Raw genomic sequence first — 19882 nt, 5'->3', positions numbered from 1 at the left:
ATGTGAAATTTGCTATATTTTATTAGTTGCAATCGCTATTGCATCTACAACCGCTCAAAACTAGGTTTAAGCTTAGTGCACCTAGTTGGCGAGTCTTAGAAGGGAGTGTACGCTTATGTACGCAATTATTAAAACTGGTGGTAAGCAATATAAAGTTGAAGAAAACTCTTCAATCTATGTTGAAAAGCTTGATGTCAAAGAAGGAGACGCTGTTACATTTGACGATGTAATCTTAGTTTCTGATGGCAAGTCTGTTAAAGTTGGTAGCCCTGTAGTTGAAGGCGCTAGTGTTTCTGGTAAGGTTGAAAAACAAGGTAAGGAAAAGAAAGTTGTTACTTACAAGTACAAACCTAAGAAGCATTCACATACAAAGACAGGTCACCGTCAACCATATACAAAGGTACTTATCGATAGTATCAAGGCTTAATCATGATAAGAGCTAGTTTTCATCACGATTCCAACGACAAGATCGATTCATTCCTAATCAAAGGACATGCTGATTCGGGCCCCTACGGTCAAGATTTAGTCTGTGCCGCTGTTTCGGCAGTGACTATTGGAACGATTAACAATATGGAAAAGTTGACTGAGGCTAAACCTCAAGTTGTTATTGATGAAGTCAACGGTGGCCATCTTGGTTGCCAGTTTGGTAAAGCTGTATCGCACGATACAGAATTACTTTTGGAAAACTTATTTTGGACATTGAAAGATGTCGAAGGTAGTTATCCTAAAAACATTGAAGTTCAAGTACAAAAAAATAAGATAGATTTTGATTAGGAGGTAAATTTCATGCTTAAGATGAATTTACAATTTTTCTCTCACCATAAGGGTGGTGGATCAACTTCCAACGGCCGTAACTCAGCTGGTCGTAGACTAGGTGCAAAGCGTGCTGATGGACAAGCTATCACTGCTGGTGCAATTATTTACAGACAACGTGGTACAAAGATTCACCCTGGTACAAACGTTGGTCGCGGTGGCGACGACACATTGTTCGCCCTTACAGACGGTGTTGTTAAGTTCGAAAGACTTGGCAAGAACAAGAAGAAAGTTTCAGTATATTAATATATTGAGAAAAAAAGAGGACAATGTTCCTCTTTTTTTTATATAATAAGTGTGAGATATTGCCATTAACACCGAAATATTGGTAAGATATTGTATAGTGTTTTATGGGATGAATTTAATTAACCAAGGAGAATAGTATGTCAATTTCAGTAAATGATTTTAAAAATGGTTTAACAATCGAAGTAAAAGATGGTATCTGGCGTGTTGTAGAATTTCAGCATGTTAAGCCTGGTAAAGGTAGTGCCTTCGTTCGTTCAAAGTTAAAGAACCTTAGAACTGGTGCCGTTCAAGAAATGACATTTAGATCAACTGCCAAAGTTGAAAAAGCAAATATCGAAAACAAGAAGATGCAATATCTTTACGCTGACGGTGACAACTACGTTTTCATGGATACATCTACTTATGAACAACTTTCATTACCTGGTGATGAAATCAGAGATGAGTTGAAATATTTGAAAGAAAACATGGAAGTTAGTGTCATCATGTACAATGGTGAAACACTTGGTGTTGATTTACCAAATACAGTTGACCTCAAGGTTGTTGAAACAGAAGCCTCAATTAAAGGTGACACACAATCGGGTGGTTCAAAACCAGCTACAATGGAAACAGGTGTAGTTGTTCAAGTACCATTCTTCGTTAACGAAGGTGATATGTTAACTATTAACACACAAGATGGTACATACATTTCACGTGCTTAATTAATAATTGATTATGGAGATAAGTTTATGGCTGAACAAAAATATGTTTCTCTACAACAAGATAGTGGAAAAATAAACGGTAATGTTGAAATATCACATCAAGTTATTGAAATCTTACTTGGAATCGCCACAAATCAAGTTGATGGTGTCTATGAGATGAGAGGTACGATTTCTAATCGAATCGATTCACTTTTTGGCATAATCAACCATGGTAAGGGTGTCGATGTGTCATTTAATGATGACCAAATATCTGCTGATGTATACGTATATTTGGACTATGGTGTTTCGATCCCTAAAGTTTCATTGGAGATCCAAAAATCAGCCATTGAACAACTTGAATTCATGACCGATTTAGATTTGAGTGAAATCAACGTACATGTCGTAGGATTGATCGCTAAAAGAGATACTGGCGAAATCGAACGTGTAACAACAGATAAAAAGGACTAAAACTAGTGATAAATAGACATAAAATCAGAGAACTCGCAGTTCAATCACTATTTTCTATTGAAACAACTAAGGATGCGCCCCAAGATGCTATTTCTTCTACCATGCAATTATGCGATTTAGCTACGGAGCCAGTACCAGATTATTTAACGTTCTTAGTTTCTGGTGTCGTTGAACACCAAGATGACCTTGATAAAGAAATTGCCGCTCATTTGAAAAACAAATGGACCGTATCACGTTTGTCAAGAATTGACCGTTCAATTTTGCGTGTCGGGTTATTTGAAATGGAAAACAGTTTAGAAGTACCAAAGAAAGTAGCTATTGATGAAGCAATTCAAATAGCTGGTGACTTTGGCGATAAGGACTCTAAGTCCTTCATAAATGGAATATTATCTAATTTTGTAGAAGGGTAAGGCTGGTGAATTATTTACCAGCCTTTTTATGGTGATTAGTGTGAAATTATTAGAGGGAAAAAAAGTAGCAGCTGCATTAGATGAAACAATGACTAAACGAGTACAACTTCTCAAACAAAAGGGAGTTACTCCAGGACTTGCCGTAATTTTAGTTGGTGACAACAGTGCAAGTGCCGTTTATGTTAGAAATAAGAAACGTCGTGCTGAAAAATTAGGAATTGACTTTCAATTGATTCACTTCGATGCCACCGTAAGTGAAAAAGAATTGTTAGCCAAAATCGATGAATTAAACCACGATCAAGCAATTGATGGATTTATCGTCCAATTACCTGTTCCAGACCATATTGATGAAGATAAAGTGATTGAAGCCATCAGTCCTAAAAAGGATGTTGATGGTTTTACACCAATCAGTGTAGGAAATCTTTGGATTGGTACACCATTAACTAAACCAGCTACGGCGTCAGGAATTTTGATGATGTTAGATTATTACAACGTTGACCTTGATGGCAAAAATGTTGTTATCGTCGGACGTAGTAACATTGTTGGAAAACCTACTGCTGCTTTGATGCTTGACCGTAATGCCACTGTTACGATTACGCATTCTCACACAAAACACCTCAAAGAAATAACTAAAAAGGCTGATGTGCTAGTAGTTGCCATTGGACAAACAAAGTTCATTACTAAAGATTACGTTAAAGACCGAGCCATCGTCGTTGATGTTGGTATGGATCGTGATGAAAATGGAAAACTTTGTGGCGACGTAGATTTTGATGACGTTAAAGATAAAGTTTCGATGATCACACCTGTTCCTGGTGGTGTAGGTCCAATGACGATTACTGCCTTAGTAGATCAAGTGATCGAATTAGCCGAAGGCAGGGCAAATGGATAATGAACAATATTTAACCGTTACAGCTTTAACACAATATTTGAAGAGAAAATTTGACGTTGATCCGTATCTAGGGCACGTTTATTTGATGGGAGAAATTTCGAATTTTCGAATGCGACCAAATGCCCATCAGTATTTCTCGTTAAAAGATGATAAAGCTAAAATCTCAGCTATCATGTTCAAGTCAAACTTTAGTAAAGTGAAGTTTCGTCCTGAAGAAGGAATGAAAGTTCTTGTCAAAGGAAGAATCTCGCTCTATGAACCAAGTGGTTCATATCAGATCTACGTTGAATCGATGGAACCCGATGGTTTAGGAGCATTGTACTTAGCTTTTGAACAGTTGAAGAAGAAATTAGCGGCTGAAGGTGTATTTGATTTGCCTAAGAAACCAATTCCGCAGTTTCCCAAAAAGATTGCCGTAGTGACTAGTCAATCTGGTGCGGTCATTCATGATATTATGACGACCGTTCAAAGACGTTTCCCAATTGTTCAATTGGTGCTTTATCCAGCTCAAGTCCAAGGACAAGAGGCAGCACCAACTATTGTTAGACAACTAAAGCGAATCAATGAAGACGGTGGTTACGATACGATCATTATCGGTCGTGGTGGAGGTTCGATCGAAGACCTTTGGCCTTTCAATGAAGAAACCGTTGCTCAAGCTATCGTTCAGAGTCAAATTCCTGTGATCAGTTCAGTTGGACATGAAACTGATACAACAATTGCTGATTTGGTAGCTGATCTTCGGGCAGCAACACCGACAGCAGCAGCAGAATTGGCTACACCAGTTTTACGAGATGTTTTGGTTCATCTACAAGACTTGAATACAAGGCTTTACAACGCTCAACTTCAAATCATTGCTAATTACCAGGACAGGGTTAAAAACTTATCTCAGAACGTATTTTTGCAACAACCAGAGCGAATCTATTCAGTCTATTCTGAAAAAGTCGATCGTTTAAAGAATACTTTGGAACAAGACATCAACAATCAACTGTATCATTCAAAGAGTGAGCTGATCAGCTATGCCAATCGTTTGGTACAAGCTTCACCACGCGACCAAATCTACAGTAACGCCAATCAAGTTAATCGCCTCTATCAAATTTTAATCAATAACATCAATAAAATTATCAACAAAGACCGTAATATATTTAATAGTAGGGTCGCTAGTTTGGATTCATTGAGTCCGTTGAAGACTTTGAGTCGTGGCTTTGCTATTCCAACTGATAAGTCTGGGAAAGTTTTAAAGGATGTTTCTGATTATCAAAAAGATCAAGTAGTTAACTTGCGTGTGAAAAAGGGTAACGTTAAATTAATAACCACAGAAGTAAGTGAGGATAAAAATGACTGAAAAGAAAAAGACTTTTGAAGAGAACCTTGCTGATTTAGAAGAAATCGTCACAAATCTTGAATCGGGTAATGTACCACTAGAAGAAGCCATGGAAAAGTTTAAGAAAGGTGTTACTCTTAGTAAAGAATTAGAGAAAACTTTGAGTGATGCTGAAGAAACTGTTACTAAAGTAATGACTAAAGATGGCGAAGAAATCAATATTAAACAAGATCAAAATAAGGATCAAGATTAATTATGGAAATAAAGAATTTTTCTGATTTTTGTACAAAAGTGTTACCCGATTTCAATCAATTTCTAGATCAGAAGTTACAAACAGAAATCAAACAAACAACTTTAAGAGATGCCATGCTCTATTCACTAGATGCTGGTGGAAAAAGGGTTCGACCAATGTTGTTTTTAGCAGTTGCTTATTCCAGTGGGGTCAAATTTGACGATTTAAGTAAATACTATGATATTGCTGGAGCAATTGAGTTAGTCCACACTTACTCTTTGATTCACGATGATTTACCAGAAATGGATGATAGTGATTATCGACGTGGTAAATTGGCTAATCATAAAAAATTTGGTGTTGGGCCGGCAGTTTTAGCTGGGGATGGTTTGTTAACACAAGCTTTTTATTGGATTGCTAAATCTTCATTGAGTACTGACAAACGAATGGCAGCTGTTAGAATTTTGTCACATAATGCTGGACCAATGGGAATGGTTGCCGGTCAAATGACTGACATTACGATGGAAGACAAAATACTTAGTGAAGCTGAATTGACGACTTTACATAAGGAGAAGACAGCTGATTTAATCACTGCTGCTATTACGATTGGGGCCTTTAGTGCTGGACATGAATTGTCCACTCACTTGGTTCAATACGCTAATGATATTGGCTTAGCCTTTCAGTTAAAAGACGATTTGAATGACGCTGATGACGGCGAAGATGATAATAAAAATACTTTTCCGAACTTGATTGGTAAGGAAAAAACGGAAGAAAAATTAGCTGCACTCATTAAGGATGCTTTGAATGCAGTTTTGAAGGAAAATGAATTCGATAAAAACTTATTGGTTAGTTTTCTAGATTATTTCAAAGAATAGGTGACACATATTGGCAAAAAAAAGAATTGATGTTTTATTAGTAGAGCAAAATTTATTTGAATCACGCGAACAAGCTAAGCGTTCAATCATGGCTGGTGAAGTGTATAACCAAGATAATCTGCGATTTGATAAGCCAGGTGAAAAGGTTGATCCTGAGACAGTTTTTCACTTAGCTAAAAATGCGCACAGTAAATACGTTAGCCGAGGTGGCTATAAGCTGGAAAAGGCTTTGAAGTCATTTAATATTGATTTGAATGACCGTATTTGTCTTGATATTGGTTCATCAACTGGTGGTTTCACCGATGTAGCTTTACAAAATGGCGCTACTAAAGTTTACGCGCTCGATGTTGGTTACAATCAACTAGCTTGGAAATTGAGAAAAGATGAACGTGTAGTCGTTATGGAACGAGTAAACTTTCGTTACAGCAAGCCAGAAGACTTTAAAGAAGGTTTGCCACAATTTGCGATGACTGACGTATCTTTTATCTCATTAGAATTGATTTTGCCACCAATGTTTAACATCATTTTGCCAGGATCAGATGCCGTCTGTTTGATCAAACCTCAATTCGAAGCCGGTCCCGAAAATGTTGGTAAACACGGAATCGTTCGTGATAAAAAAGTTCATCAAATGGTCTTAGAAAAGATCACTAACTTTGCTAAAGAAGCGGGATTCATCGTTTCTGGATTAGATTATTCACCAATTAAGGGTGGCGAAGGAAATATTGAATTCTTGATGCATATTCAAAAGCCCGCTCAAAAACAAGATGGTGAAATTCTTGACAATGTCTCAATTGAAAAGACTATGGCAGCAGCTTATGCAAATCTTAATAAATAGGTGAGAGAATGCTCAAAAAACTAATTATCAATAACTTTGCAATTATCAATAAGTTACAAATTGATTTTAAAAGTGGAATGACCGCTCTAACCGGTGAGACTGGTGCAGGTAAGTCAATTATTATTGACGCATTAGGCTTGTTAGTTGGAAGTAGATCATCGATTGATTTTATTAGAACTGGACAAGAACAATTGAATGTGCAAGGACTATTTGAAGTAAAATCAAGTAGTCCTATTTTTGCTATTTTGACAGAGTATGGAATTAACTGTGATGACAATCAAATCATTATTAAGCGAGAGATCAATCGTAAAGGCCGCAACGTTTGTCGAATCAACAATGAATTAGTTAAGACCAATGTCTTGCGTCAAGTTGGTAAGTTTTTGGTCGAGATCCACGGTCAAAATCAGCAACAGGAATTACTTGATGAAGATAATCACATCAATATTTTGGATCGTTTTGCGGATGATAAATTCCAAAATGATTTATTAACTTATTCAAAATTGTTTACGGCTTATCAAGAAAAGAAGAGTCGTTTGCGTACGATTCAAAAGAATTCTCAAAATTTGGTTCAGCGAATCGACATGCTGAAATTTCAAATCGAAGATATCGATAGTGCTAAGATTACCGCTGGTGAAGATGATCAATTAGAAGATGAAAAGAATCAACTATCTAATTTTGAAAAAATCAGTTCGGCTCTCCAAGAAAGTTATCAAGGACTATCTGAGAATAACGTTGGAGTGGTTGACGCATTGGGAAATGTGCGCGATCAATTGGAAGAGATCATGGATTTTGATAAGTCTTATCAAGAGTTGTATGACTCAGTCAATGGTGCCTACTATCAATTACAAGATAATGCGGCAACGATTGCTGATGCAATTGAGAATTTGGATTTTGATGAGAATCGCCTCGACAACATTCAAAAACGTCTGATCACTTTGGATAATCTAAAGAAAAAGTATGGTCCAACCTTGGATGAAGTAATTGAGTTTGGCCAAAATGCTCATGATGAATTGTCGAAAATTGATATTGATGATGATACTGAGCAAAAACTTGAAACAGAAATTGCGGCTCAACAAAAAGAATTACTCAACTTGGGTAAGGAATTATCGAAAGCTCGTCATCAAACGGCTACTAATTTGGAGAAGTCGATCAATCATCAATTAAAAGATCTTTACATGCCCAATGCTCGTTTTAGTGTTGCTTTTAAATCACTTGATGAGGATTTGTCGAGTAAAGGAATTGATCAAATTCAATTCAATTTAAAGACAAATGTTGGCGAAGATTATAAACCGTTAGTCAAAGTTGCTTCAGGTGGTGAATTATCACGTGTTATTTTAGCCTTTGAAGCAATTATTGCTGAGAAAATGAATGTTGAAACGATTGTCTTTGATGAAATAGATACTGGTGTCAGTGGTCGAGTAGCTCAAGCTATTGGCGATAAGATTTATAAAGTCTCACAATTCTTGCAAGTTCTCTGTATTACTCATTTACCACAAGTAGCTGCGATGAGTGATATTCAATTTGAAATCAAAAAAGAGACCGTTAAGGACAAAACTGAAACAAAAGTTTCGTTGCTTAACGATCTCCAAAGAATTGAAGCAATATCATTGATGTTGGCTGGTACAAAAGTAACTGATTTAACGAGAGAGCATGCTCAAGAGTTACTTGAACTAGCTGAAGGTGAACAAAAGCGATTAGACTAAGTTAATTGATTTAAGCTGGTCTAAAGTTACAATTTTGAAAAAGGCTGAACTGACCTTGAAAACGAATTTATTTCTATTAACTTGTGAAATAAATTTGCCATGGAACTGTTCATCGTTTAACATTGTAATAACGACAGAAAAATGTTTTTGATAACTTTGTTCTGTAAAAAGTTCTAATTGCATTAATGGCATTTGTTTTAGTTGTTTATTTTGGTTACTTTCAATATTGAAATCGAAATTATTATTAATAAAGTTAGCGGTGTTGTTGATTAGATTTGTAGTGAAACGATTGTAAGATTGTCTTGCTTGCATTTTTAAACCCCCGAACGTTTGTTTGTGTCTTCATTATACGAACCTTTGTTCGAAAGAGCAACTCTATTTTTCTATTTCTTTAAAAATTTTTATATTGACAAGTGGGAAAACCTTGAAAAACAAGTGATTTTATTGCATGATAGATACCATATTAAATAGATAGTAGGGATAATTTAATTATGTCAACAAGGGGAATGTTAATCGTTTTATCAGGTCCATCTGGAGTAGGTAAAGGTACTGTTAGAAAAGCTATGCTGAAAAATTCATCAATCAAGTTTGATTACTCAGTCTCGATGACTACTCGTCAAATGCGTCCTGGAGAAGTCGATGGAGTCGATTACTATTTCCGAACAAATGAGGAATTTGAAGAAGAAATAAAAAATGGTGGTATGTTAGAATACGCTAAATACGTTGACCATTATTATGGAACACCATTAAAGTATGTTAATCAAAAACTTGACGCTGGAATTGACGTCTTATTGGAAATTGAAGTCAATGGAGCTATGCAAGTTCGTGAAAAGATGCCAGATGGAGTGTTTATTTTCTTAACACCTCCTGATTTGACTAGTTTAAGAGATCGAATCACAAATCGTGGAACAGATGATGAAAAGACGATCGATAAACGAATGGTTCAAGCAAAAAAGGAAATTGAAATGATGACAAGCTATGACTATGCCGTCGTTAATGATAAAATACCTAATGCAGTTGAAAAAATTGAAGGTATAATTAGAAGCGAACACTTGAGAGTGCCTCGTGTGATTGACCAATACAAAAAAATAATAGGAGATTGATAATATGATTATTTATCCATCAATTGATAAACTTTTAGATCGAGTTGACTCTCGTTACTCATTGGCAGTTTTGGCAGCCAAACGTGCACACGAATTGGAAAATGGTGATATTGAACTATTAAATAAATATGAATCACCAAGAACAGTTGGTCGTGCCTTTGAAGAAATCGCTGACGACAAAATTGAAATCGATCCTGATTCAATCCTTCTTGAAAAAGAAGCTGAAAAAGTTGAAGAAGAGAAAAAAGAAGAAAACTAATTAAAACGATCCCACTAATTCGTAATTTGAATTAGTGGGTTTCTCTTTTTGTAGACAAATGTTATATAATTTTTTTATGAAATTTTTTGATAGGTGGTTTATATGGCTGTAGCGGAAATAATTGTTGATGTACCTACGATGCAAACAAATCGTCCATTTGAATATTCAATTCCAGAAACATTAACCGATGTTGTTGTACCTGGGATGCGAGTTGAAGTGCCATTTGGCCGCGGTAAGCGCCAGATACAAGGCTTTGTGATGGCAGTAAAAGAAGAGAGCAATTTTAAAGGTAAGTTGAAGCCGATAACTCGAGTGATTGATCTGCGTCCAGTGTTATCAAAGGAGATGCTAGATTTATCTTATTGGTTGGCTGACCAAACTTATTCTTTTCAAATATCTTGCTTGCAAACGATGCTGCCTAGTGTCATGCGAGCCAAGTATCAGCAATTTGTGATTCCTAAAGCCGACACCCCCGAAGTGAAAAAACTTTTGCGAGGTCAAACACAATTAGAAATCACCAATCAATTGAGTGACGAAGAAATTCGTTTGATCAACAAATTAAGAAAGAATCAGCAAGTGGATATTTCTTATGTCGTTAAAAATAAAGCTCAACAAGTTAAACGCCAAGCTGTGACAACCGATTTGAATCAAATCCAATTGTTAGAGGCTAAGAATGCCTTGCGTAGTAATGCTAAAGCGCAAATTAAATTATTAGATTTTTTAGCAAATCATTTAAATGATTTACCAATTGAAATGAATGTTTTAGAAAAAGATTACGAAATTGGCCGTTCAGCGATTAAGACGGCCGAAAAAAATCAGTTGTTAAAGATTATTGAAGTCACCAAATTACGCAAGCCAGTGGGTATCGATGCTAAAAAGACCACTAAATTGCAATTGACCGCAGAACAAAAAGTTGCAGTGGATCAAATTTCAACAGCCATCACGCAACAGCATCCAGAAACTTTCTTAATTGAAGGGGTAACTGGTAGTGGCAAGACAGAAGTCTATTTGCAAACGATCGAAAAAGCTTTGCAAGTTGGAAAAAATGCCTTGATGCTCGTACCAGAAATTTCCTTAACTCCACAGATGGTCAATCGGGTGGTCGGACGTTTTGGTGATCAAGTAGCAGTTTTGCATAGTGGTTTATCAAGCGGAGAACGTTATGACGAGTGGACTAGAATTGAAAAAGGCGAAGTTAAAGTTGTCGTCGGAGCCAGAAGTGCTGTCTTTGCACCGTTAGGAAAGATCGGTTTGATCATCATTGATGAAGAACATGAGGCTAGTTACAAACAAGATGATAATCCCCGTTATAACGCTCGAGATGTAGCTTTATGGCGCAGTAAAGTTAATAAATGTCCGGTTGTTTTGGGAAGTGCCACACCTTCATTGGAGTCTAGAGCCCGGGCAGAAAAAGGCGTTTATCACTTGATTAGAATGACCAAAAGAATTAATAATCAAAACTTACCACACGTGGAGATTGTCGATATGCGGGATGCTGAAAATTCAGCCGTCAAAGGTGATTTTTCACCTGCTTTACAGGCCGCTCTACAGAAGACCTTAGATAAACATGATCAAGCTATTGTTTTGTTGAATCGTCGAGGCTATTCTTCATTTATGATGTGTCGGGAATGTGGTTTTGTTTTGAAGTGTCCCAATTGTGATGTTTCACTAACTTATCACAAAGATTTGGGTAAGATGAAGTGTCACTATTGCGGACATGAAGAACCAGTGCCAAATAGTTGTCCCAATTGTCGAAGTAAGAAAATTGGCTTTTACGGAACAGGGACACAAAATATTGAACAACAATTGAATGCTTTATTTCCAAAAGCTCGGGTTTTAAGAATGGACGTCGATACAACGCGGCGTAAGGGAGCACATGCTAAGATCTTGCAAAAATTTGGTAGTCATCAGGCAGATATTTTATTAGGAACACAGATGATCGCCAAAGGCCTGGATTTCCCTGACGTGACACTAGTTGGGGTAATTAACGCCGATACAACTTTGAGCTTGGCGGATTTTCGGGCTAGTGAACGTACCTTTCAATTGTTGACTCAAGTCAGTGGCCGGGCTGGTCGAGCTGATAAAACTGGTCACGTGGTGATTCAGACTTACAATCCGGATCATTATGCAATCAAAGATGCTGCCAAACAAGATTATGAGACTTTCTTTAAGCAGGAGATGTACATTCGCCATCAAGCAAATTACACGCCGTATTATTTTACGACCTTAATCAGCGTGGCCAACAAAGATGAAGGGCAGACTTTAAAACAAAGTTATTGGTTGAAAAGACAGCTCCAATCGTCGCTATCAAAGGATGCTATTCTTTTGGGGCCAAGTCCAACGATGATTTCTCGTAAACAAAATAAATATTATTACCAAATTATTGTAAAATATAAGCATGAGCCAAAATTGCATCAGAAATTATTGGAGATTCTCAACGAAACTCAAGCCGATGCTAAAAAGGGTTTTACAATTGCGATTGATAATGAACCACAACATATAGATTAAGGGTGATTGAATGACAAGAGTTATATTTTTAGGAACACCAGAATTTTCAGCAACAGTTCTTCGTGGGCTTTTAAAAGCAGATTATGATGTTGTTGCCGTAGTGACACAACCAGATAAGCCGGTTGGTCGAAAACAAAAATTACAAAAGAGTCCGGTAAAGTTAGTGGCTGAAGCAGAGAATATCAAAGTCTATCAACCCGCTAAATTGCCAAAGAGTCCGGAAATGGAAGAACTAAAAGCACTTAAAGCAGATCTTTTGATTACTGCGGCTTATGGACAATTTTTACCAACTTCATTTTTAGAGTCAGCTAAAGTAGCAGCAATCAATGTTCACGGCTCACTGTTGCCTAAGTATCGTGGCGGAGCACCAATCCAATGGTCACTGTTAAATGGCGATAAAGAAACTGGTATTACGATTATGTACATGGTCAAAGGAATGGACGCCGGCGATATTATCAGCCAAAAGAAATTGCCAATTGCTGAAACTGATGACAATGGTAGTTTGTTTGACAAAATGGCTGTCGTTGGTCGGGATTTGTTATTAGAGACGATTCCTAAGATTTTGAGTGGTGACATTCATCCAATTAAACAAGATCCAGATAAAGTTGTCTTTTCACCAAATATTTCTAAAGAACAAGAACATATCGATTTTTCTAAGAGTGCCAAAGAAGTATTCAATCAGATCAGAGCCTTGAGTCCTGATCCCGGTGCTTGGGTAATGTTGAACAATCAAAGAACTAAACTTTATCAAACTCAAGTTGAAGAAATCAATTCTGATCAACCAGTTGGTAGCATTTATGATCTTGGGAAAAAGCGTTTAGTGATCGTAGCTGGAGATGGCCAAGGTGTCTCAATTAAAAAGATTCAACCAGCGGGTAAAAAAATTATGGATATTGCCAATTACATGAATGGTTTAGGCAAGAATCTAGAAAAAGGACAACAAATTATCGATGAAAAATAATCCACGTGCATTAGCCGTAACTGCCTTAACTCGAGTTTTCCAAAGCAAGGCCTATTCAAATATTGAAATCAATAATCTTTTAAAGAATTCTGATTTGTCAGACGCGGACAGTCGTTTGATGACCAACATTGTTTATGGAGTTATTCAACATAAGTATGTTTTGGAATTTCAATTGAAGCCTTATTTGGAAGACAAAAAAGTTGAATTGTGGCTTGATCTCTTGTTGATGAGTGCCATTTATCAATTACAATATTTAGATAAGGTTCCTGATCACGCCGTATTAAATGAATCAACCGAGATTGCCAAGCAAAAAGCTGGTCGCGGAGCAGGAAACTTGGTTAACGCAGTTTTACGTAATTACCAACGTCATGGTTTTAAGGATTTGCCTAAAGGTGACTCTGTCTACAATCTTAGTTTGCGTAACAGTGTTCCTAGATGGTTAGTGGATCTAATGATTGACCAACAAGGTTTTGATAAAACTAAAGAGATTTTAAGTTCAGTCAATCAGCCATCACACGTCTCAATTAGAGTGAATACTAATAAAACCACTGTCGATGATTTGCAAAAAGCTCTTGATGAACAAGGCTTTGAGATGCATAAGAGTAAAATTTCTTCAGTAGGATTAGTATCGAAGAGTGGAAATCTAGTTAATACCCAAGAATTTCGTGACGGTTTGTATACGATCCAAGATGAAAGTTCGATGCTTGTGGCACCAGCTTTAGATGTTCAACCTGATAGTAAAGTCCTAGATGCTTGTTCTGCTCCCGGTGGGAAGACGACTCATATTGCTAGTTACTTAAAAGACGGCGAAGTCTTTGCCTTAGATATTCATAAGCACAAGACCAAGTTAGTTCGTGATAATGGTCAAAGAATGGGTTATGGCGATATTATTAGTACAGGTGCAGTTGACGCTAGAAAGGCTAAGGACGTCTTGAATACTAAATTTGATCGAATCTTAGTTGATGCACCTTGTTCTGGACTTGGTCTGATTAGAAGAAAACCAGAATTACGTTACTTTAGAAAACCCGAAGACTTAGAAAATCTTCAACGTGTTCAACTAGAAATCTTGGACAGTATGGTGGATTTGTTAGAAGTAAATGGAAAATTAGTTTTTAGTACTTGTACTTTTGATGATGAAGAAAATGAGTTAGTTGTAAAGAAATTCCTTGATAAGCATTTGAATTTCGATTTGATTCCTGTCAAACATGACCCCGTGTTAGATGAATCAATGACTCATGGTATGTTGAAGATTTTTCCAAGTGATTACTTTACAGATGGATTCTTTATAGCAGCTTTTGTTAGAAAAAATTAAAGAGGTAAGGTTAAGACTAATGAAGTATGCGTTATTAACTGACGTTGGAAAACTCAGAGAAAATAATCAAGATTATGTCAATGTTTTTAAAAATAAAAAAAATATTGTGTTCGGAATTGTTGCAGATGGGATGGGCGGCCATCGTGGCGGAGATGTTGCTTCAGATATGGCAGTGTCACATTTGGGACACAATTTTCAAGAATCAGAAGTCGATGATATCGATGAATTGCGTGAATGGATCATCAGTGAACTAAGTAAAGAAAATGACCGGATTGTTTCGGTCTCAAATCAGTTCGATGATCTAAATGGTATGGGAACGACGATGGTTGGTGTCTTTTTCGTTCAAGACAAGTTAATGGTAGTCAATGTCGGTGATTCCCGATGTTATATTTACACCGATGGTGCTTTGAAACAGTTGAGTGTTGACCATTCATTAGTTCACGAATTATTGGAAACTGGTCAAATCAGTCCGGAAGAGGCTGAGAATCATCCTCAAAAAAATATCATCACGCAAACCCTTGGTGTTTCACAGACGGTTCAACCACGAGTAAAGAATTTCGATTTGATCGATGATTCAATCATTTTGCTGTGTACCGATGGCTTAACTAATATGGTGCCTGAAAATGAAATCAGGGATATCTTAGCTCAAGAGATCAGTCTGGATGCAAAATGTCATTTGTTGATCAATAAAGCAAATGCTGCTGGGGGAAGAGATAACATAACCGCCTTGCTCTTCTCAACTAAAAGTGATGGAGGTAAGCAGTAAATGGAGAAGGGTTACCTAGTAGGCGGTCGTTATGAGATTCTAGGTACGCTTGGTGAAGGTGGTATGGCAAATGTTTATTTAGCTAACGACACCTTGTTAAATCGCAAAGTTGCTGTCAAAGCCTTACGTTTCGATCTCCAAGATGATGAATCGGTTAAGAGAAGATTTGCACGTGAAGCCAAAGCAACAAGTGGACTCTCCAATCCTAATATTGTCAATGTCTTAGATGTTGGAAATGATGCTGGTGTTCAGTACATCGTCATTGAATATGTTGATGGACCGAATTTGAAAAAATACATTCGGACACATTATCCAATTCCTTATCACGAAGTCGTTGATATTATGAAACAAATCTGTATGGCTGTGTCTGATGCACATGAACATGGAATTATTCACCGTGATTTGAAACCGGAAAATATTTTGGTCGATGAAGCTAAAAAGCCGATACAAGTTAAAGTGTCTGATTTCGGAATTGCTCTAGCCTTGAGTGAACGTTCAATCACGAGAACTAATTCATTGTTAGGTTCAGTGCATTACATGTCACCTGAACAGATCAAAGGTTATTCAGCCACAGTTTTGTCGGATATTTATGCCTTAGGGATCATTTTGTTTGAATTGATAACAAAACATGTTCCCTTCACTGGAGATACTGCGGTCACAGTCGCTTTGAAGCATTCTAAAGAAGATATGCCTGATTTGCGTAAGATTGACCCAGACATTCCACAACCACTTGAGAACGCAGTTTTGAAGGCTACAGCAAAGGATCCAGAGCAACGTTATCAATCTGTCAAAGAAATGTGTGAAGATTTAAATACTTGCCTGATGCCTGAACGTAGCGACGAACCCAAGTTCATACCGACCCCAATTAATAATTTAGAAGAAACCAGAGTAATGCAGCCGTTAGACAATACTAGTGAACAAGCGGCTCCTAAGAAGCAAGCACCGAAAAAAATTAGTCGGAAAAAGAAGATGATCATTCTTTTGTCTTTGATACCGCTAGTTTTAATTTTATTCTTGATTGCAATGGTCATTAAGAGCAACCAAGAAACAACCGTACCTGATTTGTATAATTTAACGATGAAACAAGCTTCGGTCATGTTGAAGAGTTCGAATTTACAAGTCGGTGAAATTTCTAAAGAGAATGATGACGATGTTGAAGCTGGACACGTTATCAAATCGATTCCAGCTAAAGGACTTAAATTAAAGAATGGCGCCGACGTCAACTTAGTAGTTAGTCTTGGTGCGACGTATTATAAGATGCCGAAATTAGTTGGTAAACAGTACGAAGAAGTTTCAGATAATTTGAAAAAACGTGGGTTTAATGTCAAAGTTAAATATAAAGCGACGAATGATTACGAGGCGGGAACTATTTTGGACCAAAGTATCCCTAAAGGTAAACGAGTTGTGACGAAGAATAAGTCTTTGACCTTGACGTTAGCTAAGATCAAGACCGTCAAACCTAAGGTCGTTAAAGTTAGAGATCTTGAAGGCTATAATTTAAAGAGTATTCAAGATTACGCTAGTGACGCTGGTTTAATTTTGGATGTTTCTTATGAATATTCCGACAGCATTACTGATGGAATCTTAGTTAGACAAGATCCAGCACCAGGAAGTACCCTCAATGAAGGTGAAACTTTGACCGTTGTCATGTCTAAAGGTAAAGACCCTGATAAATCAACTACTAATAACAGTGATAGTTCAGATTCTAGTGATAGTAATAGCAATAGTAGTAATTCGTCAGCGACAAGTACTGTAACTAAGGACATTACGATTCCTTACGATACGAGTGGCGATAATAACATTACGATCTATATTTCGGATGCTAATCACAATATTTCAACTGCTTACAAGACAATGACGATTACCCAAGATACACCAGTAACGTTGAGTTTTAATTTAAAAGATGGACAAACTGGATCCTATGTTGTCGAACGTGACAACAAGACTGTTTTAGGTGGTTCAGTTAAATAGGTGATTTATGGAAAAAACAGGACGGATTATTAAGTCAATCAGTGGCTTTTATGATGTTTTTGATAATGAAAGTGAAACAATCATTCGTACAAGAGCACGTGGGAATTTTCGTAAAAGAAAAATCAAACCAGTTGTTGGCGACAAAGTAACTTTTGATGCAACTGGTGATTTGGGTTATATTTTGGAAATCTTACCGCGTGAGAACAGTTTGGTCAGACCACCAATTGCTAATGTCGACCAGGCAATCGTAGTTACATCATCAGCACAACCAAATTTTTCAAGTAATTTATTGGATAAGATTTTGATCAATTTGGAGCACAATAAGATCGAACCAGTTATTTATCTGACTAAAGCGGATCTGTTGACTGATGAACAGTATCAACAATTGAAGAAGGACCTTTTAGGTTATCATCAAGCAGATTATCTAGTTTTTGATGACCGTGATAGCTATAACGACGAGCAGATTGCTAAATTAGAGGAGACTTTTGCTGACAAGGTAACAGTCTTCACGGGTCAGTCTGGTGCTGGTAAATCAACTTTATTGAATCATATTGATACTGAATTAGGTTTAGCCACAGCAGAAATTTCACAGACTTTGAATCGTGGTAAACACACGACTAGACAAGTCTCATTATTCAATATTGCTGATGGTTTAGTTGCTGATACGCCTGGCTTTTCGTCAATTGATCTGATGGATATTTCAGCTGAAGAACTACCAACACTTTATCCAGAATTTCTCGATTACAGTGGCGGTTGTCAATTTAGAGGATGCCGTCATGTTAATGAACCAGGTTGTGCTGTTAAAGAAGCTTTGTCAGAAGGTAAAATAATGCAAAGTCGTTACGATAATTATTTGTACTTTTTGAATGAAATTAATTCGTATAAAAAAAGATATTGAGGAGTTGAATTAAATGACAGTAAAAATTGCACCTTCAATTTTATCTGCAGATATTATGAACTTAGAACGTGATGTGAAATTAGCGGAAGATGCTGGGGCAGATTTGTTCCACATTGATGTGATGGATGGTCACTTTGTACCAAATATGTCTTTTAGTCCTAGTGTTGTCGAAGGGATGCGCCGAGTGACTGACAAACCTTTAGATGTTCACATGATGGTCGATAATCCAGATGAGTATATCAAGCCAATTGCTGATGCTGGAGCAGACACGATTTTAGTTCATGCTGAAAGCACAAAACACATTTATCGTTCGATTGATTTGATCAAAAGTCTTGGTGTCAAAGCCGGGGTAGTTATTAATCCAGGTACTTCACTAGAAGCAGTTAAGGAATTGTTCCCAGTGATCGATCAAATTTTAGTTATGACTGTTAACCCAGGTTTTGGTGGTCAAAAGTTTATTACTAATATGACTAAGAAAATTCAACGTCTCGATCAATTGCGTCAAACAGCTGCTGATGATGATTTTGAAATTGAAGTTGACGGTGGAGTAAATAATGAAACTATTGCTAAGTGTGCTCACGCTGGAGCTGATATTTTTGTAGCTGGTTCATATTTATTCGGTCAAGCTGATATTAAAGAACGTGTCGCAGATTTAAGAAGTATTGCTGTGGATGCTAAAAAATGAAACGAGTAAATATTCTCTTGGGTGGTCCAAAAACAGAATACTCGCAAGAATTAAGTAGTATCAAAGCAGTTCCAGGACCTTGGGTCGGAGCCGATAAAGGCAGTTTATATTTGCTCGAACAAGGAATTATTCCTGAAATTGCCATTGGTGATTTCGATTCAATTAGTAAAAAAGAACAAAAATTGCTCAAAGAAAATGTTCCCGATTTTAAAAAGTATCCGCCTGAAAAAGACGATACTGATTCTGAACTTTGTTTATTAGCAGCACGAGAAAAATTTGATGCGCAAGAATATTATGTTTATGGTGCAACGGGTGGTAGAATTGATCACTTCTTAGTCAATTTGTTTTTACCATTTGATCCACGATTCTTGGACTTTTACGATAAGTTGTATTACAAGTCAAAGACGAATACGATTCGTTTCTTTAGACCGGGACATTACACGATTTATCACGAAAATGGCATGAAATACGTTGCTTTCGTCAACTTGGGACCAGTTACACATTTGAAATTAAAAGATGCGAAGTACAAGCTGACCGACTTTAGTGCCGGACATCCAGTCAGTTGGGCTAGTAACGAGTTTCTTGGCGAGACGATAGATTTCGAGTTTCAAAGTGGCATTGTCGCGGTGATTCAAAGTAAAGATAATTAGTTTCTAGAGGATAGCGTGAAATATGCCGTCTTCCGCAACAAACTGAATTCCACGATTCATGATTTATTTTTTCTTATGTTTTAAGGATAACGTTTCTATTCATAGCCTTTTTGCATATTTTGAATTAATCAGAGTAAACAAAGAATGGTTAAACTAAAAAGAAGCTGTATTAATGCTAATTGCATTGTAAGCAGTAAATAACCGACCGTATTGATTTTCTGATTTCTTTCAGAACGCAAAAACACCCGACTTTCTTTCCAGAAAGTCGAGTGCTTTTTCTTCTATAATTGTTGGTTTAGGCTT

The 19882-nt window shown here is 36.9% G+C and carries 23 protein-coding genes and 1 other annotated feature; of the genes, 22 read left to right on the top strand and 1 reads right to left on the bottom strand.

The features are described 5' to 3' along the window. Window positions 1-38: 38 nt before the first annotated feature. Window positions 39-106 (top strand) — a sequence feature (ribosomal protein L21 leader region). A 9-nt stretch (window positions 107-115) separates the two neighbouring features. From rplU to recN, 12 genes are all read left to right on the top strand, one after another. Continuing rightward, entirely contained in the window at window positions 116-427 is a 312-nt protein-coding gene (gene rplU / locus EGT49_RS10565; RefSeq protein WP_059073571.1) for a 50S ribosomal protein L21, read from the top strand. A 2-nt stretch (window positions 428-429) separates the two neighbouring features. Beyond that, window positions 430-774, top strand: a complete 345-nt coding sequence (locus tag EGT49_RS10560) for a ribosomal-processing cysteine protease Prp (RefSeq protein ID WP_135374145.1) — start codon at window positions 430-432, stop codon at window positions 772-774. 12 nt (window positions 775-786) lie between these two features. After that, window positions 787-1059, top strand: coding sequence for a 50S ribosomal protein L27 (gene rpmA, locus EGT49_RS10555; protein WP_135374143.1), 273 nt, complete (start codon window positions 787-789; stop codon window positions 1057-1059). 137 nt (window positions 1060-1196) lie between these two features. Then, on the top strand, window positions 1197-1757 hold the full coding sequence (gene efp, locus EGT49_RS10550; protein WP_135374141.1) for an elongation factor P: 561 nt from the start codon (window positions 1197-1199) through the stop codon (window positions 1755-1757). Window positions 1758-1784: 27 nt separating this feature from the next. After that, on the top strand, window positions 1785-2204 hold the full coding sequence (locus EGT49_RS10545) for an Asp23/Gls24 family envelope stress response protein (RefSeq protein ID WP_135374139.1): 420 nt from the start codon (window positions 1785-1787) through the stop codon (window positions 2202-2204). Window positions 2205-2209: 5 nt separating this feature from the next. Further along, window positions 2210-2614: a transcription antitermination factor NusB gene (gene nusB, locus EGT49_RS10540; RefSeq protein WP_135374137.1), complete on the top strand. Its 405-nt coding sequence runs from the start codon at window positions 2210-2212 to the stop codon at window positions 2612-2614. Between the two features lie 28 nt (window positions 2615-2642). Further along, window positions 2643-3503: a bifunctional 5,10-methylenetetrahydrofolate dehydrogenase/5,10-methenyltetrahydrofolate cyclohydrolase gene (locus tag EGT49_RS10535; protein WP_342772253.1), complete on the top strand. Its 861-nt coding sequence runs from the start codon at window positions 2643-2645 to the stop codon at window positions 3501-3503. Continuing rightward, window positions 3496-4845: an exodeoxyribonuclease VII large subunit gene (xseA, locus tag EGT49_RS10530; protein ID WP_135374133.1), complete on the top strand. Its 1350-nt coding sequence runs from the start codon at window positions 3496-3498 to the stop codon at window positions 4843-4845. The genes EGT49_RS10535 and xseA overlap by 8 nt, the downstream gene beginning before the upstream one ends. After that, window positions 4838-5077 carry an exodeoxyribonuclease VII small subunit gene (locus tag EGT49_RS10525; RefSeq protein ID WP_135374131.1) on the top strand — a complete coding sequence of 80 codons (240 nt, stop codon included), beginning with the start codon at window positions 4838-4840 and terminating at the stop codon, window positions 5075-5077. Before xseA ends, EGT49_RS10525 begins: the two co-directional genes overlap by 8 nt. Window positions 5078-5079: 2 nt before the next feature. Further along, complete coding sequence (locus tag EGT49_RS10520) at window positions 5080-5928, top strand: polyprenyl synthetase family protein (RefSeq protein ID WP_135374129.1); 849 nt, start codon at window positions 5080-5082, stop codon at window positions 5926-5928. A 10-nt stretch (window positions 5929-5938) separates the two neighbouring features. Continuing rightward, window positions 5939-6763 carry a TlyA family RNA methyltransferase gene (locus EGT49_RS10515; protein WP_135374127.1) on the top strand — a complete coding sequence of 275 codons (825 nt, stop codon included), beginning with the start codon at window positions 5939-5941 and terminating at the stop codon, window positions 6761-6763. Window positions 6764-6771: 8 nt separating this feature from the next. Further along, window positions 6772-8466 carry a DNA repair protein RecN gene (gene recN, locus EGT49_RS10510; RefSeq protein ID WP_135374125.1) on the top strand — a complete coding sequence of 565 codons (1695 nt, stop codon included), beginning with the start codon at window positions 6772-6774 and terminating at the stop codon, window positions 8464-8466. Here the strand turns inward: recN and EGT49_RS10505 are convergent. Next, window positions 8458-8778 (bottom strand): hypothetical protein, encoded by a 321-nt coding sequence (locus tag EGT49_RS10505; protein ID WP_135374123.1) that lies wholly within the window; start codon window positions 8776-8778, stop codon window positions 8458-8460. The genes recN and EGT49_RS10505 overlap by 9 nt on opposite strands. A 179-nt stretch (window positions 8779-8957) precedes the next feature. Here EGT49_RS10505 and gmk point away from each other — a divergent pair, with 179 nt between their 5' ends. From gmk to EGT49_RS10455, 10 genes are all read left to right on the top strand, one after another. After that, a complete protein-coding gene (gene gmk / locus EGT49_RS10500) occupies window positions 8958-9569 on the top strand; it encodes a guanylate kinase (RefSeq protein ID WP_135374121.1) in 612 nt (203 codons plus the stop codon). A gap of 4 nt (window positions 9570-9573) precedes the next feature. Beyond that, the gene (rpoZ, locus tag EGT49_RS10495) at window positions 9574-9828 is read left to right on the top strand and encodes a DNA-directed RNA polymerase subunit omega (protein ID WP_135374119.1); all 255 of its coding nucleotides are present in this window, start codon (window positions 9574-9576) and stop codon (window positions 9826-9828) included. A 102-nt stretch (window positions 9829-9930) separates the two neighbouring features. Beyond that, window positions 9931-12336, top strand: coding sequence for a primosomal protein N' (priA, locus tag EGT49_RS10490; RefSeq protein WP_135374117.1), 2406 nt, complete (start codon window positions 9931-9933; stop codon window positions 12334-12336). 10 nt (window positions 12337-12346) lie between these two features. Then, window positions 12347-13297, top strand: coding sequence for a methionyl-tRNA formyltransferase (gene fmt, locus EGT49_RS10485; RefSeq protein WP_135374115.1), 951 nt, complete (start codon window positions 12347-12349; stop codon window positions 13295-13297). Then, window positions 13287-14609: a 16S rRNA (cytosine(967)-C(5))-methyltransferase RsmB gene (gene rsmB, locus EGT49_RS10480; RefSeq protein ID WP_135374113.1), complete on the top strand. Its 1323-nt coding sequence runs from the start codon at window positions 13287-13289 to the stop codon at window positions 14607-14609. Before fmt ends, rsmB begins: the two co-directional genes overlap by 11 nt. Before the next feature lie 19 nt (window positions 14610-14628). Then, on the top strand, window positions 14629-15375 hold the full coding sequence (locus EGT49_RS10475; protein WP_135374111.1) for a Stp1/IreP family PP2C-type Ser/Thr phosphatase: 747 nt from the start codon (window positions 14629-14631) through the stop codon (window positions 15373-15375). Continuing rightward, on the top strand, window positions 15376-17346 hold the full coding sequence (gene pknB, locus EGT49_RS10470; RefSeq protein WP_135374109.1) for a Stk1 family PASTA domain-containing Ser/Thr kinase: 1971 nt from the start codon (window positions 15376-15378) through the stop codon (window positions 17344-17346). Between the two features lie 7 nt (window positions 17347-17353). Further along, a complete protein-coding gene (rsgA, locus tag EGT49_RS10465) occupies window positions 17354-18244 on the top strand; it encodes a ribosome small subunit-dependent GTPase A (RefSeq protein ID WP_135374107.1) in 891 nt (296 codons plus the stop codon). A 13-nt stretch (window positions 18245-18257) separates the two neighbouring features. Next, window positions 18258-18929, top strand: coding sequence for a ribulose-phosphate 3-epimerase (gene rpe / locus EGT49_RS10460; protein WP_135374105.1), 672 nt, complete (start codon window positions 18258-18260; stop codon window positions 18927-18929). Beyond that, complete coding sequence (locus tag EGT49_RS10455; RefSeq protein WP_135374103.1) at window positions 18926-19579, top strand: thiamine diphosphokinase; 654 nt, start codon at window positions 18926-18928, stop codon at window positions 19577-19579. The genes rpe and EGT49_RS10455 overlap by 4 nt, the downstream gene beginning before the upstream one ends. Window positions 19580-19882 lie beyond the last annotated feature (303 nt).

Origin of the sequence: Companilactobacillus suantsaicola (genome assembly GCF_004745525.1) — a bacterium.
GTDB lineage: Bacteria > Bacillota > Bacilli > Lactobacillales > Lactobacillaceae > Companilactobacillus > Companilactobacillus suantsaicola.
Note: the sequence above shows the minus strand (reverse complement) of the source record. Positions and strands in the feature narration are given on the sequence as shown.